We start from the raw sequence: 14,509 nt of genomic DNA, 5'->3' as shown, positions 1-14,509 counted from the left end.
GCGCGGTCTTTGTCCTCTTTATCTTTTTGCTCTTTTGCTATGCGGTCCTTCTCAGCGCGGTCCTTATCTTCTTTGTCTTTCTGCTCTTTAGCAGCACGGTCCCTGTCCTCTTTATCTTTTTGTTCTTTGGCGATGCGGTCCTTCTCAGCCCGGTCCTTATCTTCTTTATCTTTCTGCTCTTTAGCAATACGGTCTCTTTCTTCCCGCTCTTTCTGTCCAAATCTTCCGCCGGGACCAAAGCCGCCACCGTTGCCAAAGCCGCCTTTTTCTTTTTCTATGCGCTCTTTATCTTCTTTATCCTTTTGCTCTTTGGCGATGCGATCTTTTTCAGCGCGATCCTTATCTTCTTTATCTTTCTGCTCTTTAGCAATACGGTCTCTTTCTTCGCGCTCTTTCTGTCCAAATCTTCCGCCGGGGCCAAAGCCGCCACCGTTACCAAAGCCGCCTTTTTCTTTTTCAATACGTTCTTTCTCCTCACGATCTTTCTGCTCTTTCGCTAACCGGTCTTTTTCAGCCCGCTCTTTTTCTTCGCGCTCTTTCTGCAACTGCTGCTGGGCCGTTGGAAATTTGCCAATAGAAGTTTTTGGCGGTGGATTAGTGACTTGTGTTTGTGTTGTAGTGCCAGTATTGGTACTGGTATTTGTTCTTGTATTGTTGTTTGTGTTTTGGGTATTGTTTACGATCACAACCTGTTGAACCGGCTGTTGTTCTTTAACGATCACTACTTTTTCTATAACACGCGGTGGTTCCTTAACAACAATTATTTTGGTTTGTGGTGGTGGTGCATTGGTGTAAACAGTGGTGTGCGAAGAATGGCATGCGACTAGTAAAATTACGATGCCGGTATAGGAGCATACCGATACGACTTGCTGGTACTTCATGGGGTACAGTTTTTTAAAGGGTGAACTTCCTCCTGTTTTTCAATACGTTGCCTTGTAAACAGGGGTGTTATTATTATAAACGTTTATAATTGTTTTTTGGTATATGAAGTGGCTATAATTCATTAATAATGTGGATAATAGATTCAGGACCATTGATCGAATGAAAGCGCCGCGTTGATAATTAGCGTTATGTATACATGAGTATACTGGCCGGGTGTGTAACAGGTATAACCGCTTTTGGGTATTGATTATTAAAATTTTTTAATGTAGCTTACGCAGAATATTCTAACAGTTCCGTATATCCCTTCTAAACTTTTCTTCTCAACCAATCAGATTTTTAAGCAGCTCTGGCAGTTAGCACATTGAAAAAACGGTTAAGGATCCTGTATGCCCTTGCTTCGAACGGCAGGCACATACATACATAGCCTGCAAACAATTCCCGGTCGAGGTATACGGGCAGGAAGGCATTTGCATTTATTTTTCATTAACCTTTAAAAACATGCGCTTATGAACAAGTCAGAAGAACTGAATGCGCTTCGCAGCGGCCTGCTGCAAAACGATGGTAGTTGGAATGCCGGTTCCAACCTGATCTTTGAACTTTCTGTAGAGGAACAAAACAAAATTATAACATGTCCAAAAAAAATATACCCACTGAACTGCCATCAGCAGTAAGCAACACGTTTGCGCCGGAAGCACAGCCCTTATTGCCCGCTTCAGGCGACGCGGCCTATATGGCCTGTCAAAGTAATTTTTATCGTTCTTGTTTTTATTCCATTTATAAATATGCATTGTATGCAGGAGTATCAATTAAGCGAATCGGATAATGGAAAAAAGCTGCAATTGAAAATGGATGATCATATTGTGATAAAGCTGCCCAGCAGCCCCGGTACGGGTTATAATTGGGAAGTGCAACCGAATAATCATTTTATGGTGTCGCATCAATACACGACCCAGTCCGATGCGGGCGTTGGCGCCGGTGGCATGGATGTATTTGAATTGAACCCGCAAACGCAGGTGCAAAATGGATCTATCAGGTTTATATACCGCCGTGCCTGGGAAGATGCCTCCAAAGCCGGGAAGACCTTTAGTATCAGTTACCAGATCCAATAACAGCCTGATTGCTTACCGCTTTAACGTGATCTTGTAAGCATGATAGGCCAGCGTTGAAGTGGTAAAATGCGGTTCGTGCAGCACCATGGTGTTATCGGTCAGGATCTGGATCTCGTATTGAAATCCTTTTTCATTCAGCTTGAAATTCGCTTCTGAATAGGTGTAACCGGCCGTGTCGTAGGTGCTTTGAATGAACGAATACAGTTTGCCGTCTTTTCTGAAGTCCATGTACTCGTCGGTTTTACCGTCGTATTTGGCGGGAACGGGCGCCGCGCCGGATGAATATACGGTGTCAAGGATCTGAACAAGGCTCCATTTGTTCATCAGCTTGCCGGTAAAGTCGTTTCCTTTGTCTTTTTTACAGGCGGCGATCAATACAAAAAGAAAAGCTACACAGGCGGTGGTTGCTAACAGCCGGTTGCTGTTAAGCGGTTTTGGTACGTTGTGCATCATGAAGGTCCCCAAGGTTTTGATTAATGAACAGAAGGCCCGCTGGTAAGGCGGCGCCACAAACTTTCAATTATAGTTTCGAGAGGGAAGGCTGGTTATGAACCGGCCATTGTAAGCAGGTATGAAAAGCCCATCTGATACAAACAACTGCTGAGGATACATGCTGTAACCAATGTCAGTGCCATTAACCGATGGTTTTTCATGAATGAAGGGTAGCATAAAAATAAGGGAAAAAGATGGGTTATAAATCAACAAGCTCATCATTTCATGATATATGTCAAGACTTTAAAGGGGTTTGAATGCCGGTTTTATAACAGATTTGCGGGTTACCGGAATTACCAGTAATTTACATTTATCGATACGGGTTATTCCTTCTGCACTCCCTGTTGCCTGGAAATGATATTAGTACTTTCAAAGTTCCGTTCCTTCAGAAAAGATGCACATAGAATAAGGTTATACTGATTAGGGCTGCCGATATTGGCTTAACCATTAATATTAGTCAACATCATAAAAAACGATTGTTATGTCAAAAAAAAGAAACGAGATAAAGGTCAAAACTCACGGATATAAGAAAAAGAAAGTAAAAATACCGCGGAAAAAGCTCAGGAAAGTAGGGCCATCCTGCAGAAAGCATAGTCCGGAAGAAGAATGGGTATCGCGGCATACACAACGGCGGCGTACGGGGCGAATGATCAGGAAAATGAAGCGGTTGGCTCAAAACCCGCAGCAGATGTAAGCCGTAAAATAAGTCAGGAACAGTTTCGTCATGATAGAGCTATTCTGTTGCAGCAGGGTAGCTTTTTTTGTATTTGTGTTGTACACATTTAAATATAACGGCCGGGACTAATAAGTTCAAAAAACTAAATCGGGCGCCTGCTAAAAAGAAATGCCGATTTTTTGTAACTTAATATCCGGAGGCTTTGATATTGTGGAAATTCTTCTATTGGGCCTCAATTGGATAAGCCATTTTTTCATCTTAAATTCGTGCCGTATGGGTAGCTGTGATCCCATATAACCTATCCGCCTTATTCTCGCTCTCTACTAATCATTAACCTATAACCGGCTGCCGCAAATTGCAGCAGTATTTACAATGGATGCCAGTACATCCCATTGCCTTTGATTGCATTGTCTTTCAGTAAATTAAACAATTTGTTCAGTTCCCCTATGAATGCCGCAGGAGTAATCAATGAAATCTAGCCAATTTACGGAGACGCAGATTATTGACGGCTTGCAACGCAACGACAGCCGGGTATTCGATTATTTATTTAACGAATACTATACTCAATTGCAATACTTCGCCGAGCGGCTGGTAAGCAACCGGGAAGAAGCGCAGGATATTGTAATTACCGTGTTCCGTAAATTCTGGAGTTTAAAAGATAACTTTCAATCGAATAACAACATAAAGGCCTTTTTATATATTACTATCCGTAACCAGTGTTTTGATTATTTGCGGTACAGGCAACGGTTCAATGAAGTAAAAAAGGAATATGAATCGCACCTGTTGTCGGCAGATGAAGTAAAACAGTCGGACCATCTTATCATAGAATCAGACCTCATCAACAAGATCTATAAAGAGGTACAAAAGCTCCCCAACCGCTGCCGCGAAATTTTCATTCTAACCTATTTTAAGGGACTCAAAACAAAAGAGATCGCTTCTGTGCTGAAAATTTCGGAGAGTGCGGTCACTACGCAAAGGTCATTGGCCATCAAATACTTGAAGCATGCATTTTCGCAGGAAGGCTATGTTTTCTTTTGCCTTGTGCTGGCTGCTTTGGAACTGTAAGGATCTTAAAAAAAAATATTTTAAAATTTTTTGGACAAACCACCTCTGCCATCCGTTTCTATTATGTAACGGTTACCAAATTGTTATTTTTTCGGTTAAGGCAGGGCGCATAAACTTAATCAGATCACATTTTTAAAAGCTTAATGAATGGCTGGAGAATCCTATAATCTTTCTGATGAGTTGTTCGAAATGAGCAGCCTTATATGGAAGCATAACCAGGGAGAGATCACCGAAGAAGAAAAAACAATACTGGCTAACTGGAGAAATGCATCGCCTGAAAATGAACGGCTTTTCACCACGCTAACGAACAATGAGCAACTGCAGGCAAAGCTGAACCAATGGCATGAGATAGAGGGAACGCGGGAAGCTGCCAGGAAGCGGGTTATGGAAATGCTTTTCCCCGGTGCTATAGTAACACCTATGCGTCGTAAAGGATACAGTAGTTGGAAAACCGTAGCGGCTGCAGCTGCCGTAGCAGCAGTAATAGGAACGGGCGCCTGGTTTTTGTTGAAGAAGGATAAACCCCAACAGGTAGCCAAGGTTCAGCCTGCTGAGCGCTCAACACAAAGCGATATAGCACCGGGCGGGTACAAAGCCCAGTTGGTTTTGAGCGATGGTTCAACGATTGAATTAGACAGTGCAGGAAACCAGCAACTGGCGCAACAGGGAAATATGCAGGTGATGAACACCGATGGACAACTGGTGTATAAGAAGGGTGCCACCAACGAATCGAAAACATTGTACAATACATTAAAAACAGCCCGGGGACAAATGTATCCGGTAAAGCTATCAGATGGTAGCGCTGTATGGCTCAACTCTTCCTCTTCAATCCGTTTTCCTGTAGCATTTAATGAACAGGAAAGAAGAGTTGAAATTACGGGCGAGGCGTATTTTGAAATAGCCCATAACGACCGTCAGCCATTTAAGGTTTCAGTAAATGGAATGACGGTGCAGGTGGTAGGAACGGTGTTCAATATTAATTCCTATACCGATGAAGGGCCGATAAAGACTACGCTGTTAAGGGGAGCTGTAAAAGTGAAACAGGGCAATCAACAGGTGATGATAAAACCTGGTGAGCAGGCAGAGGTTGGGGAGAATAATATTAAAGTAAATACCGGAGTAAATATCAGCAAGGAAGTAGCGTGGAAAAATGGGTTGTTCTTTTTCAAAAATGAGAATTTGAAAACCATTATGCGGCAAATATCCCGCTGGTACGATGTGGATGTAGTGTTTGAAGGGAATGTGAGCAATGAGGAATACAGTGGAAAGATCTACCGGAATGCAAACCTTACCGAAGTGCTGAAGCTATTGAATGTGCTGGATGTCAATTATAAAATTGAAGGAAAAAAGTTAATTATAAAAGGCTGATAATTCATGTCACCTGGTGGTGACGTATGAACGAAAAGTCTGATAGCAACATGAATGAGGTTTGTACATATGGAACCGTAGAAAATAGCGGGCTGCGCACGCCGGAAAACGAGCAGTTTTTCAATGCTATTTATAAAGATTACTGGTACAAAGTGTATAAATATACGTATGTATATACAGGGTCGAAGCAGGAAGCGGAAGATATGGCGCAGGAAGTGTTCCTGAAACTGTGGGAGCACTTAGACCGGTTAAGTGCGGTGTTGAAAAATGTACGGGGATATTTGTTTATTATGACAAGGAACAGGTGTCATAATTATTACAAGAAAGAATTACGGAAGAAGCCACATTATAAAAATTACTGCCGGGCATATACCGACGAATTTTGTGATGATGAAATAGTGGTAAAAGAAATAAACCGGATCGCGTTGAAAGCTGTGCAAAAGCTACCGGAAAAACAAAAGAAGGTTTTTATTTATCGTGACATGGGGTTGGGCCGGAAAGAGATCGCAGAAATAATGAAGGTATCAGTAAATACGATAGATGCCTGCATAAATATAGCCATGAAAAAAGTACAGCAATATGTAAGCCGGGAACTGGATCTGTCAAGGGCTGCATAAAATAGCTGATACACCAGATTAAGGCCTGAATAGAAAATTTGGAAAACCGTGCTGCCGAAAAGATTGCGTAGAAAGAATTTGGATAACGCCTATGTAATACTGCCGGCAGCACTGTTTTTCGCGGTTAAAAAGTTACAGACGATGGGGCAGCCTTAGTGCAACTGCTCATCACAACAAGAGTTATCTGACCCATGAAAAACGGTTGTTACTGCCTGAGGAGTGAAGCAACCATGAATAGTAAACTGTTAAAACCGCTACGAATGAATGAATGGCAATTGTTAAGCCGCTGTTTGGTTATTGGTATGACCGCAATATGCTTCGCTGCTACCATTTCCTTTTGTGTTGCAAAAGGACCTTCTTCTACAATTATCAATCCTGAGGCTTTTACTTACAAGTCGAACAATTCAGGAAATACCTACTTATCTGTTTGCCTGAATAACAGGATCACTTCATTTTATATTGGAAAAACATCATTGTTTCGAACAAAAAATTTCAACGTGTTGACCAGGGGCAGGCAGGTTATTATTCCTGTATTGACCAGCTGACCGGTCAGGTTCGATAATGTACCACTACAAATTCCAATATCATAACCATACCTTCTCCTAACGAATCATTGCCAACACGACTGTAACCATAACCAAATCCGCAATAGTTAACCACCACAACCAGGCAAAAAATTGCCGATTGTGTCGTAACCACAACCGGCATTGAGGTTAACTAAGATCAACGTTGAAGCCGTATTATTAATTAACCTAACACAACAAAACTATGACAGATTTTGTATCTGGCAAAGCTGCTATTGCCGGGCCTGAACCCTGGCAATGTCAACTGACAAGGGAATTGACAAAAACATTGCGGATCATGAAGTTAACTGCTGTTTTATTGTTTGCGGCTGCTTTACAGGTCTCCGCCAAAGGGGTGGCGCAGGAGAAAATAACCCTTTCCATGAGCAATGCCCCGTTGGAAAAGGTGTTTGATCAAATTGAAGCGCAAACCGGCTTTGTATTCATTTACAAGGATGAAACAATTAAGGATAAGAAGGTCACTTTTCAGGTGAACAAAGCCTCGCTGGTAAATACCCTTGACATCTGTTTAAAGGGCCAGGCGCTGTCATATAGGATCGTGGGCAAGAGTGTGGCAATAAAGCCAGAGAGCGTAATAGCGGCCCTTACCGGGGTTAATGCACCTCCTTTAATTGATGTTAGGGGAAGGGTGGTGAATGAGAAGGGGGATCCCGTGGAGGGGGTGACTGTTACAGTAAAGGGGAGTACCCAGAAAACAATGACTGATAAGAATGGCGAGTTTTCGATGGCGACGGTTGAGCAGGATGCGGTGCTGGTGTTTACGCATGTGAGTATGGAGGCGTTTGAGTTGAAGGTGAGCGGGAAGACGGAGTTGGTTATAAATCTAAAGACGAAAATAGCAGCATTGGGTGATGTTGTTGTAACTGTAAATACAGGCTATCAAAATGTAAAACCAGAGCGGTTTGTTGGCTCCATTTCTTCATTAGATAGCGCAAATTATCAAAGAAGAGCAGGCATGAATATTATCAACAGACTTGATGGTACTGTCCCTGGGGTATTGTTTAATAAAAAAAGTGGGAATGCTCCAATTCAAATTAGAGGCATAAGCACGCTTACTGGAACAAGGGCGGATCCTTTAATTATTTTAGATAATTTTCCGTTTACTGGTGATGTCAATAACATTAATCCAAACGATATTCAGGATATTACTATCTTAAAAGATGCAGCCGCTGCATCAATTTGGGGAGCAAGGGGAGGCAATGGGGTAATAGTTATAACAACAAAAAAGGGAAAATACAATCAACCCCTTCGTGTTTCTTTCATTTCAAATACTTCTCAATTGGACAAGCCGGATCCCTATTATTTGCCTCAAATGAGTAGTTCAGAATTCATCGATGTTGAACAGTTATTATTCAGCAAGGGGTATTATAATGCTCAAATTGCAAATCAACATTTGGCCGTTATATCTCCAGTTGTAGAAATTTTAAATAAAAGAAAATTAGGTCAGATTTCAGCGGCAGATTCTGCAAGTCAAATTGATGCATTAAGAGAATTGGATGTGCGGAAAGATTTTGAAAAGTATATTTTCAGAAAAGCAATGAATCTTCAGAATTATCTAAATGTTAGTGGTGGTGCAAATAATTTCTCCTATGATGTTTCTTTGGGATATGATCACAATACTTCAAGTATAAAAGGACCTGGAGGATATGACAGATATACTATTAAAACAAGCAGCACTTTTAGACCGCACAAATTAATTGAGTTAAATGCTGGTGTCAATTATACTCAAAGCAATATCAAGCCAGATGGTATTTCTTATCCTTTAGTTCCTGGTGGTTCCGCCTCAGCATTTTCTAAAAGCCAGATATACCCATATGCACAATTAGCAGATCAAAATGGAAACCCCTTAGCTATTCCTTATGGATATGGGAGCCTTTTTGCAGACACTGCTGGGGGAGGTAGAATGTTAGATTGGCATTACAGGCCTCTTTATGAAATGAATTTTGTTGATAATGTAACGAAAGTTCAATTTGCTCTTCTAAATTTTGGCGCAAATATTCGAATTACTCATTGGTTAAATGCAGATTTTAAGTATCAATTCTCCCAACAGTCAGGGGTAAATCGCAATTTGCAAGGATTGGAAACTTTTTCCACACGCGATTTGATTAATAGGTTTACAAATTTAAATGCCACTACTCCAAATCTTCGTAATCCTATTCCAATAGGGGGGATTTTAGATGTTTCAAATACGAGCAACACTAATAAATACATGCGCGGGCAGTTTAATGTAAATAAGTCATGGACAAGTGATCATGTTTTGACAGCCATAATAGCGGGAGAAGTTTCAGAAAGTAAGAGTTCTTCCAATCGGAATCGTTTTTATGGTTATAATAACGAAATTGGGACTTATACCACAGGGCTTGATTATTTATCCGCTTTCCCAATATTTCGTAATATAACGGCTAGTACAAGAATTCCACAAGGTAGTGTTATTAACGATGGAATTACCAATAGATTTGTTTCTCTACTGGCAAATGCCTCATATACTCTTTTTGATAGGTACAATATATATTTAAGTGGAAGAAAGGATGGAGCCAATGTGTTTGGTGTAAATACAAATAACAAATGGAAACCGCTTTGGTCAATTGGCGGAAGTTGGGATCTATCAAAAGAGAAATTTTATAAAATAGATAGAATTCTTTCTGTCCGATTGCGCGCATCATATGGCTATAGTGGTAATGTAGATAATTCGCGTTCAGGGTTACCGACAATCATTTATGACGCGACTCCTGCAAGTTATACCAATTTGAGTACTGCTGTTATGGGAGATCCACCAAATCCTGACCTACGTTGGGAGCAGGTAAGAATGACAAATGTTGGAATGGACTTCAATGTTTTAAAAAATAGAATATCAGGAAGTTTACAGTGGTTTCAAAAACGATCAACGGATTTAATAGCATCCACGCCGATTGATCCAACAACAGGAGTAAATGAGTTTATTATAAATGCAGCATCTCTTAAAGGGAATGGGATTGATTTAAATCTTCATTCCATAAATATCTCAGGGGTTATCAAATGGGAAAGTAATTTTGGACTAGGATATAACAAAACAATAGTTACAAAATATTACGGAGGAGGTTTTAAAGCCAGTGATTTTATTAGTTATGGATTCAATCCTTCTGAAGGGCAAATTGCATGGGGAATTTCAAGTTATAAATGGGCTGGACTTGATCCTTCTACAGGTGATCCACAAGGATATTTGAACAAACAAGTAAGTAAAAGTTATACCAGCATCTTCAGCGATTCAATTCAAAATCAAGTATTCCATGGTTCTGCCATACCCCTATACTCCGGCTTTTTATTAAATACTATTTCTTGGAAAAACTTATCAATTTCAGCTAATATTACATATAGGCTAGATTATTATTTTAGGAAGACAACTATAAACTATTCAACTCTTTTTAGTAGTTGGGCGAGCCATTCAGATTATTCTTTGCGTTGGCAAAAAGCCGGGGATGAAAATATTACTACCGTTCCTTCTATGGTATATCCTGCCAATAATAACAGAGATCTATTTTATGCAAATTCAGAAGTAAACGTAAAAAGGGGGGATAATATCCGTTTACAAGATGTTCGACTTTCATATTCATGGGATAATCGAACTTTAAAAACTATTCCCGTTAAGAATATTCAGTTGTATTTATATGCGAATAATTTGAATGTTATTATTTGGAAAAAAGAAAAAGTTAATCTCGATCCAGATTATTCTACTAGTAGCTTATTGCCCTCGAAAGTTTGGACTGTTGGAGCTGCTATCAACTTTTGAGAATTGACCAAGTAATTTAAATTAAATAAGTACTATTATGCGGTATAACTATTTTATAAAGTCATATAATGTTTTAATACTTGTAATAAGTATATTTTGTCTAACGGCTTGTAAAAAGTATCTGGATTTAAAACCCAATAAATCACAAGTAGTACCTTCTACTTTGGCTGATTTACAAGCTTTGCTAGATAGGCATGATCAAATCAATGAATTTGGCCCACAGTTGCTTGATATGGTAGCGGATGATTACTATTTAACAACCTCGGCTTGGCAATCATTGCCTGATGAATACGATCGATTAAATTATATCTGGGACAAGGATGCTAGCTATTTGAGCAATTGGAACCAAACATATCAGCACCCGGTATATTACGCGAATGTTGTGCTGGATCAGTTAGCGCAAATTGATTTTGATGAAAGTGAAAGAACTAATTATAATAATATAAAGGGCGCTGCTCTTTATATAAGAGCGTTTGCATTTTGGGAGTTAGCTCAATTGTATTGTACAGGGTATTCTTCTGATGCTGCAAATGATATGGGGATTGTCTTACGTTTATCTTCTAATATTGAAGAAAAGTCTACACGTTCAACAGTTCAAAAAACATATGACCAAATTATTAGTGATTTAAAAGCAGCAGCAGAGCTTTTACCAGAATCTACAGCTTTTCCAACTCGACCTAATAAGACTGCTGCCTATGGAGCTCTTGCAAGGACTTATTTGTCAATGCGTGACTATACAAATGCAAGTTATTACGCTGACCTATGTTTGCAAAAATACAATAGTCTGATAGATTTTAATACCCTTGTACCAGTAGGAAACCCGCCTATAGCTCAATTTAATAAAGAAACTATTTATTATAATCACCCCGGATATACCCCAGCATTAAATAATTCCAGAGCAAAAATTGATTCTGTATTATATAAATTGTATAACACAAATGATTTGCGCAAAACTGTATTCTTCAAATCAAATAGTGATGGCACGTTTGGCTTTCAAGGTAGTTATGCATCGAGACAAGGGGAGTATATGCCTTTTGATGGAATAGCAACTGATGAAATGTATTTGATCCGTAGCGAATGTTTTGCAAGGGCTGGAAACAAAGATGCTGCATTAGCGGACTTAAATTTATTAATAGGGAAACGGTGGAAGAATAATGGCAGTTTTGTACCATTCACAGCTGTGAGTGCTTCAGATGCGCTTAACATAATATTAATGGAAAGAAGAAAGGAGCTGTGTTTTCGAGGAGTTCGATGGTCTGACTTAAGGCGGTTTAATTTAGACGGAGCTAATATAAATTTAAGTAGAATGCTTAATGGCACATCCTATTTATTGCCTGCGAATGACACACGATGGACATTATTAATTCCCAAGGAGATTATTACTATTACTCACTTGCCACAAAATGTAAGATAAGCCCTTTTTTATTTGAATTTTACTGAGATGTATAATATTTAAAGAATTAAATAGCATATTCGATGAAGAGGTTATACTTGATAGCATTGGCCATTAACTTATTTATTGCTTCCTATGCACAAATAAGTGTTAATACAGTAATTGTCTTATCTGGCAACAGAGATACAAGTATTACTGGAAAGCCTAAGTCTTATAATGAAGTAGTAACAAACAATGCGTTAACTAGTATTGGACTTTTTAAAGTTCATAAGGTTACAGACAGGTACTATTTTGAAATTCCAGATTCTTTATTAGATAGGGACATTCTTGTTGTAAACAGAATTGTGAAGGGGCCAGCTGCCTGGGGACTGGTTAGTGATTTAGGTAAATATGGCTTTTCAGGTGATATTATTGGAAAGAATATGATTCGGTTTGTCCGCGGGCCTCAAAATAAAGTTTTTATCAAAAGTGTGTTTATTTTTAGCAAATCTAAGGATAGCACAAACAATGGCCTGTACAATTCGCTTTCAATGAACAATCTTCCTTCCATTACAGCTGCGTTTGATATCAAAGCCTTTTCCCCCGATAATAAAGGTGTACTTATTGACCTTACGGATTACCTGAGCTCAGATAATGATGTATTCTTTTTTGAATCAGAGAATCGAAATGCCCTTATGCTTAAGGCTATGCAATCGGATAAATCTTATATTAGCAAAGTACAATCGTTTCCACTAAATATTGAAATTCGTACTATAAAAACATATGTCAGGAGAGAAGGTTTATTTGCAACTTATGAATTAAATAGTTCGATGATTCTACTTCCGAAGGAACCTATGAAACCCAGGTATGCTGATGACAGAATTGGATACTTTACTACGCGTTTTGCTGATTATGACGCAGATCCCCAACATGTAAGCCTTTTACGTATGGTTAATCGTTGGAGGATGGAGCCCAAACCAGGAGACATAGATAAATATAAAAATGGTGAGCTAGTAGAGCCCAAAAACCCTATTGTGTATTATATAGACCCTAATACTCCTAAAAAATGGGTGCCATATTTAATTCAAGGAGTTAATGATTGGCAAAAAGCATTTGAAAAGGCTGGATTTAAAAATGCAATATATGCACTTGAAGCTCCTACTAACGATCCTGAGTGGAGCTTGGTAGATGCCAGGCATAATGCAATTGTATATAAGCCTTCTGAGGTGGAGAACGCTAGTGGTCCACACGTAAATGACCCACGAAGTGGAGAAATTTTGGAAACGCATGTAAACTGGTATCACAATGTAATGCAGCTGCTGAGGGATTGGTATTTTATTCAATGTGCAGCTGTAGATACTAATGCGCGGACTATGCATTTTAATGATCAACTTATGGGAAAACTGATTCGGTATGTTTGTTCTCATGAAATAGGACATACTTTAGGATTGATGCACAATTTTGGATCTAGCTCTACTGTTCCGGTAGATAGTCTGAGAAATAAAAAATGGGTAGAGGCAAATGGTCATACTCCTTCTATAATGGATTATGCACGATTTAATTATGTTGCGCAACCACAAGATAGTATTTCCGAATTAGGTTTATTTCCACGAATAGGTGCATATGACGAATGGGCAATTGAATGGGGGTATCGGTGGTTTCCTGATTTCAAAACCGAAGAACAAGAGAAAGCATACCTTAATCAATGGGTTGTGCACAAATTGAACGACAAGCGATATTGGTTTGGAAGTGAGAATAACATCGCTGATCCTCGAGTTCAATCAGAGGACCTAAGTGACGATGCAATAATGGCAAGTAATTATGGTATAATGAACTTGAAACGGATCATGTCTCATCTAATTGAATGGACAACCGAGCCTAATGAGGATTATTCTTCCTTAAAACGCATGTATAATGGTGTCGTAGATCAATTTAAAACATATCTTTTTCATGTGACTGACATAGTTGGTGGCTCTATGCGTACGCCAAAGACTGTCGAACAACAGGGGCCTGTAGTAGATTACCCCAGTCGAGAAAGGCAAAAAGCTGCCATGCAATTTCTCAAAGAGCAAATATTTAGTACTCCTGCTTGGATACTTGATAAAGAGGTGTTTGCTCTCACTGAATCAGGAGGTGTATTTAAGCTTATTTATTTGCAAAAATCTGTTCTTGAAAAATTATTGTCTCATAATGTGCTCAGCAATTTGCTTTGGTTTGAAACCAATAGTGTTAAAAGCTCATATTCACCACAAGATTTTTTCAATGATCTGAACTCAATGATTTGGAGTGAATTATCACATCATAAGCCAATTGATATATATCGTAGGAATTTACAAAAAGTTTTTGTCGATCAATTAATTATAGTTTCTAGTCCTTATAAAGGTGATAATTTGGGTTATTATAATTTCTATACTGCGAACAATATGACTGATATCGTATCTCTATTAAAAGCCAATATGAGGGACTTGATTTTGAAAATCAATGCTGTACTGCCATTATACAAAGATGAGATTTCAAAAGACCATTTGGTAGATGTGCGTGATCGCTTAAAAAAGGCTTTGGAAATGAAATGATAAAT

12 protein-coding genes are annotated in these 14,509 nt (G+C 39.1%); 10 read left to right on the top strand and 2 right to left on the bottom strand.

Annotation, left to right across the window (positions count from 1 at the left end; translation table 11 throughout):
• On the bottom strand, positions 1-881 hold an 881-nt coding region (locus tag A3860_RS31125), incomplete at its 3' end, for a hypothetical protein (protein ID WP_216823552.1).
• 507 nt (positions 882-1,388) lie between these two features.
• On the opposite strand from A3860_RS31125, the gene A3860_RS40745 reads away from it, so the two are divergent.
• Together A3860_RS40745 and A3860_RS31120 are read left to right on the top strand one after the other, a co-directional pair.
• Complete coding sequence (locus tag A3860_RS40745) at positions 1,389-1,553, top strand: hypothetical protein (protein ID WP_216823551.1); 165 nt, start codon at positions 1,389-1,391, stop codon at positions 1,551-1,553.
• A 120-nt stretch (positions 1,554-1,673) separates the two neighbouring features.
• Complete coding sequence (locus tag A3860_RS31120) at positions 1,674-1,991, top strand: protease inhibitor I42 family protein (protein WP_158085424.1); 318 nt, start codon at positions 1,674-1,676, stop codon at positions 1,989-1,991.
• A 12-nt stretch (positions 1,992-2,003) separates the two neighbouring features.
• On the opposite strand, the gene A3860_RS31115 is transcribed toward A3860_RS31120, so the two are convergent.
• Positions 2,004-2,444, bottom strand: coding sequence for a hypothetical protein (locus tag A3860_RS31115; RefSeq protein ID WP_081154074.1), 441 nt, complete (start codon positions 2,442-2,444; stop codon positions 2,004-2,006).
• A gap of 520 nt (positions 2,445-2,964) precedes the next feature.
• Between A3860_RS31115 and A3860_RS31105 the strand changes: the two genes are divergently transcribed.
• The 8 genes from A3860_RS31105 (at position 2,965) to A3860_RS31070 (ending at position 14,504) form a co-directional block, all read left to right on the top strand.
• The gene (locus tag A3860_RS31105; protein WP_081154070.1) at positions 2,965-3,177 is read left to right on the top strand and encodes a hypothetical protein; all 213 of its coding nucleotides are present in this window, start codon (positions 2,965-2,967) and stop codon (positions 3,175-3,177) included.
• 450 nt (positions 3,178-3,627) lie between these two features.
• Positions 3,628-4,224, top strand: a complete 597-nt coding sequence (locus A3860_RS31100; RefSeq protein ID WP_081154068.1) for an RNA polymerase sigma factor — start codon at positions 3,628-3,630, stop codon at positions 4,222-4,224.
• A gap of 147 nt (positions 4,225-4,371) precedes the next feature.
• A complete protein-coding gene (locus tag A3860_RS31095) occupies positions 4,372-5,592 on the top strand; it encodes a FecR family protein (RefSeq protein ID WP_081154066.1) in 1,221 nt (406 codons plus the stop codon).
• Positions 5,593-5,618: 26 nt separating this feature from the next.
• Positions 5,619-6,209 carry a sigma-70 family RNA polymerase sigma factor gene (locus tag A3860_RS31090; RefSeq protein WP_081154064.1) on the top strand — a complete coding sequence of 197 codons (591 nt, stop codon included), beginning with the start codon at positions 5,619-5,621 and terminating at the stop codon, positions 6,207-6,209.
• Positions 6,210-6,469: 260 nt separating this feature from the next.
• Entirely contained in the window at positions 6,470-6,754 is a 285-nt protein-coding gene (locus tag A3860_RS31085) for a hypothetical protein (RefSeq protein WP_081154061.1), read from the top strand.
• Positions 6,755-6,977: 223 nt separating this feature from the next.
• Positions 6,978-10,559: a SusC/RagA family TonB-linked outer membrane protein gene (locus tag A3860_RS31080; protein WP_081154059.1), complete on the top strand. Its 3,582-nt coding sequence runs from the start codon at positions 6,978-6,980 to the stop codon at positions 10,557-10,559.
• Between the two features lie 37 nt (positions 10,560-10,596).
• A complete protein-coding gene (locus A3860_RS31075; protein ID WP_081154058.1) occupies positions 10,597-11,973 on the top strand; it encodes a RagB/SusD family nutrient uptake outer membrane protein in 1,377 nt (458 codons plus the stop codon).
• Positions 11,974-12,035: 62 nt separating this feature from the next.
• Complete coding sequence (locus A3860_RS31070) at positions 12,036-14,504, top strand: zinc-dependent metalloprotease (RefSeq protein ID WP_081154056.1); 2,469 nt, start codon at positions 12,036-12,038, stop codon at positions 14,502-14,504.
• Positions 14,505-14,509 lie beyond the last annotated feature (5 nt).

It is taken from the genome of Niastella vici, from assembly GCF_002077945.1.
GTDB classification, from domain to species: domain Bacteria; phylum Bacteroidota; class Bacteroidia; order Chitinophagales; family Chitinophagaceae; genus Niastella; species Niastella vici.
Note: the sequence above shows the minus strand (reverse complement) of the source record. Positions and strands in the feature narration are given on the sequence as shown.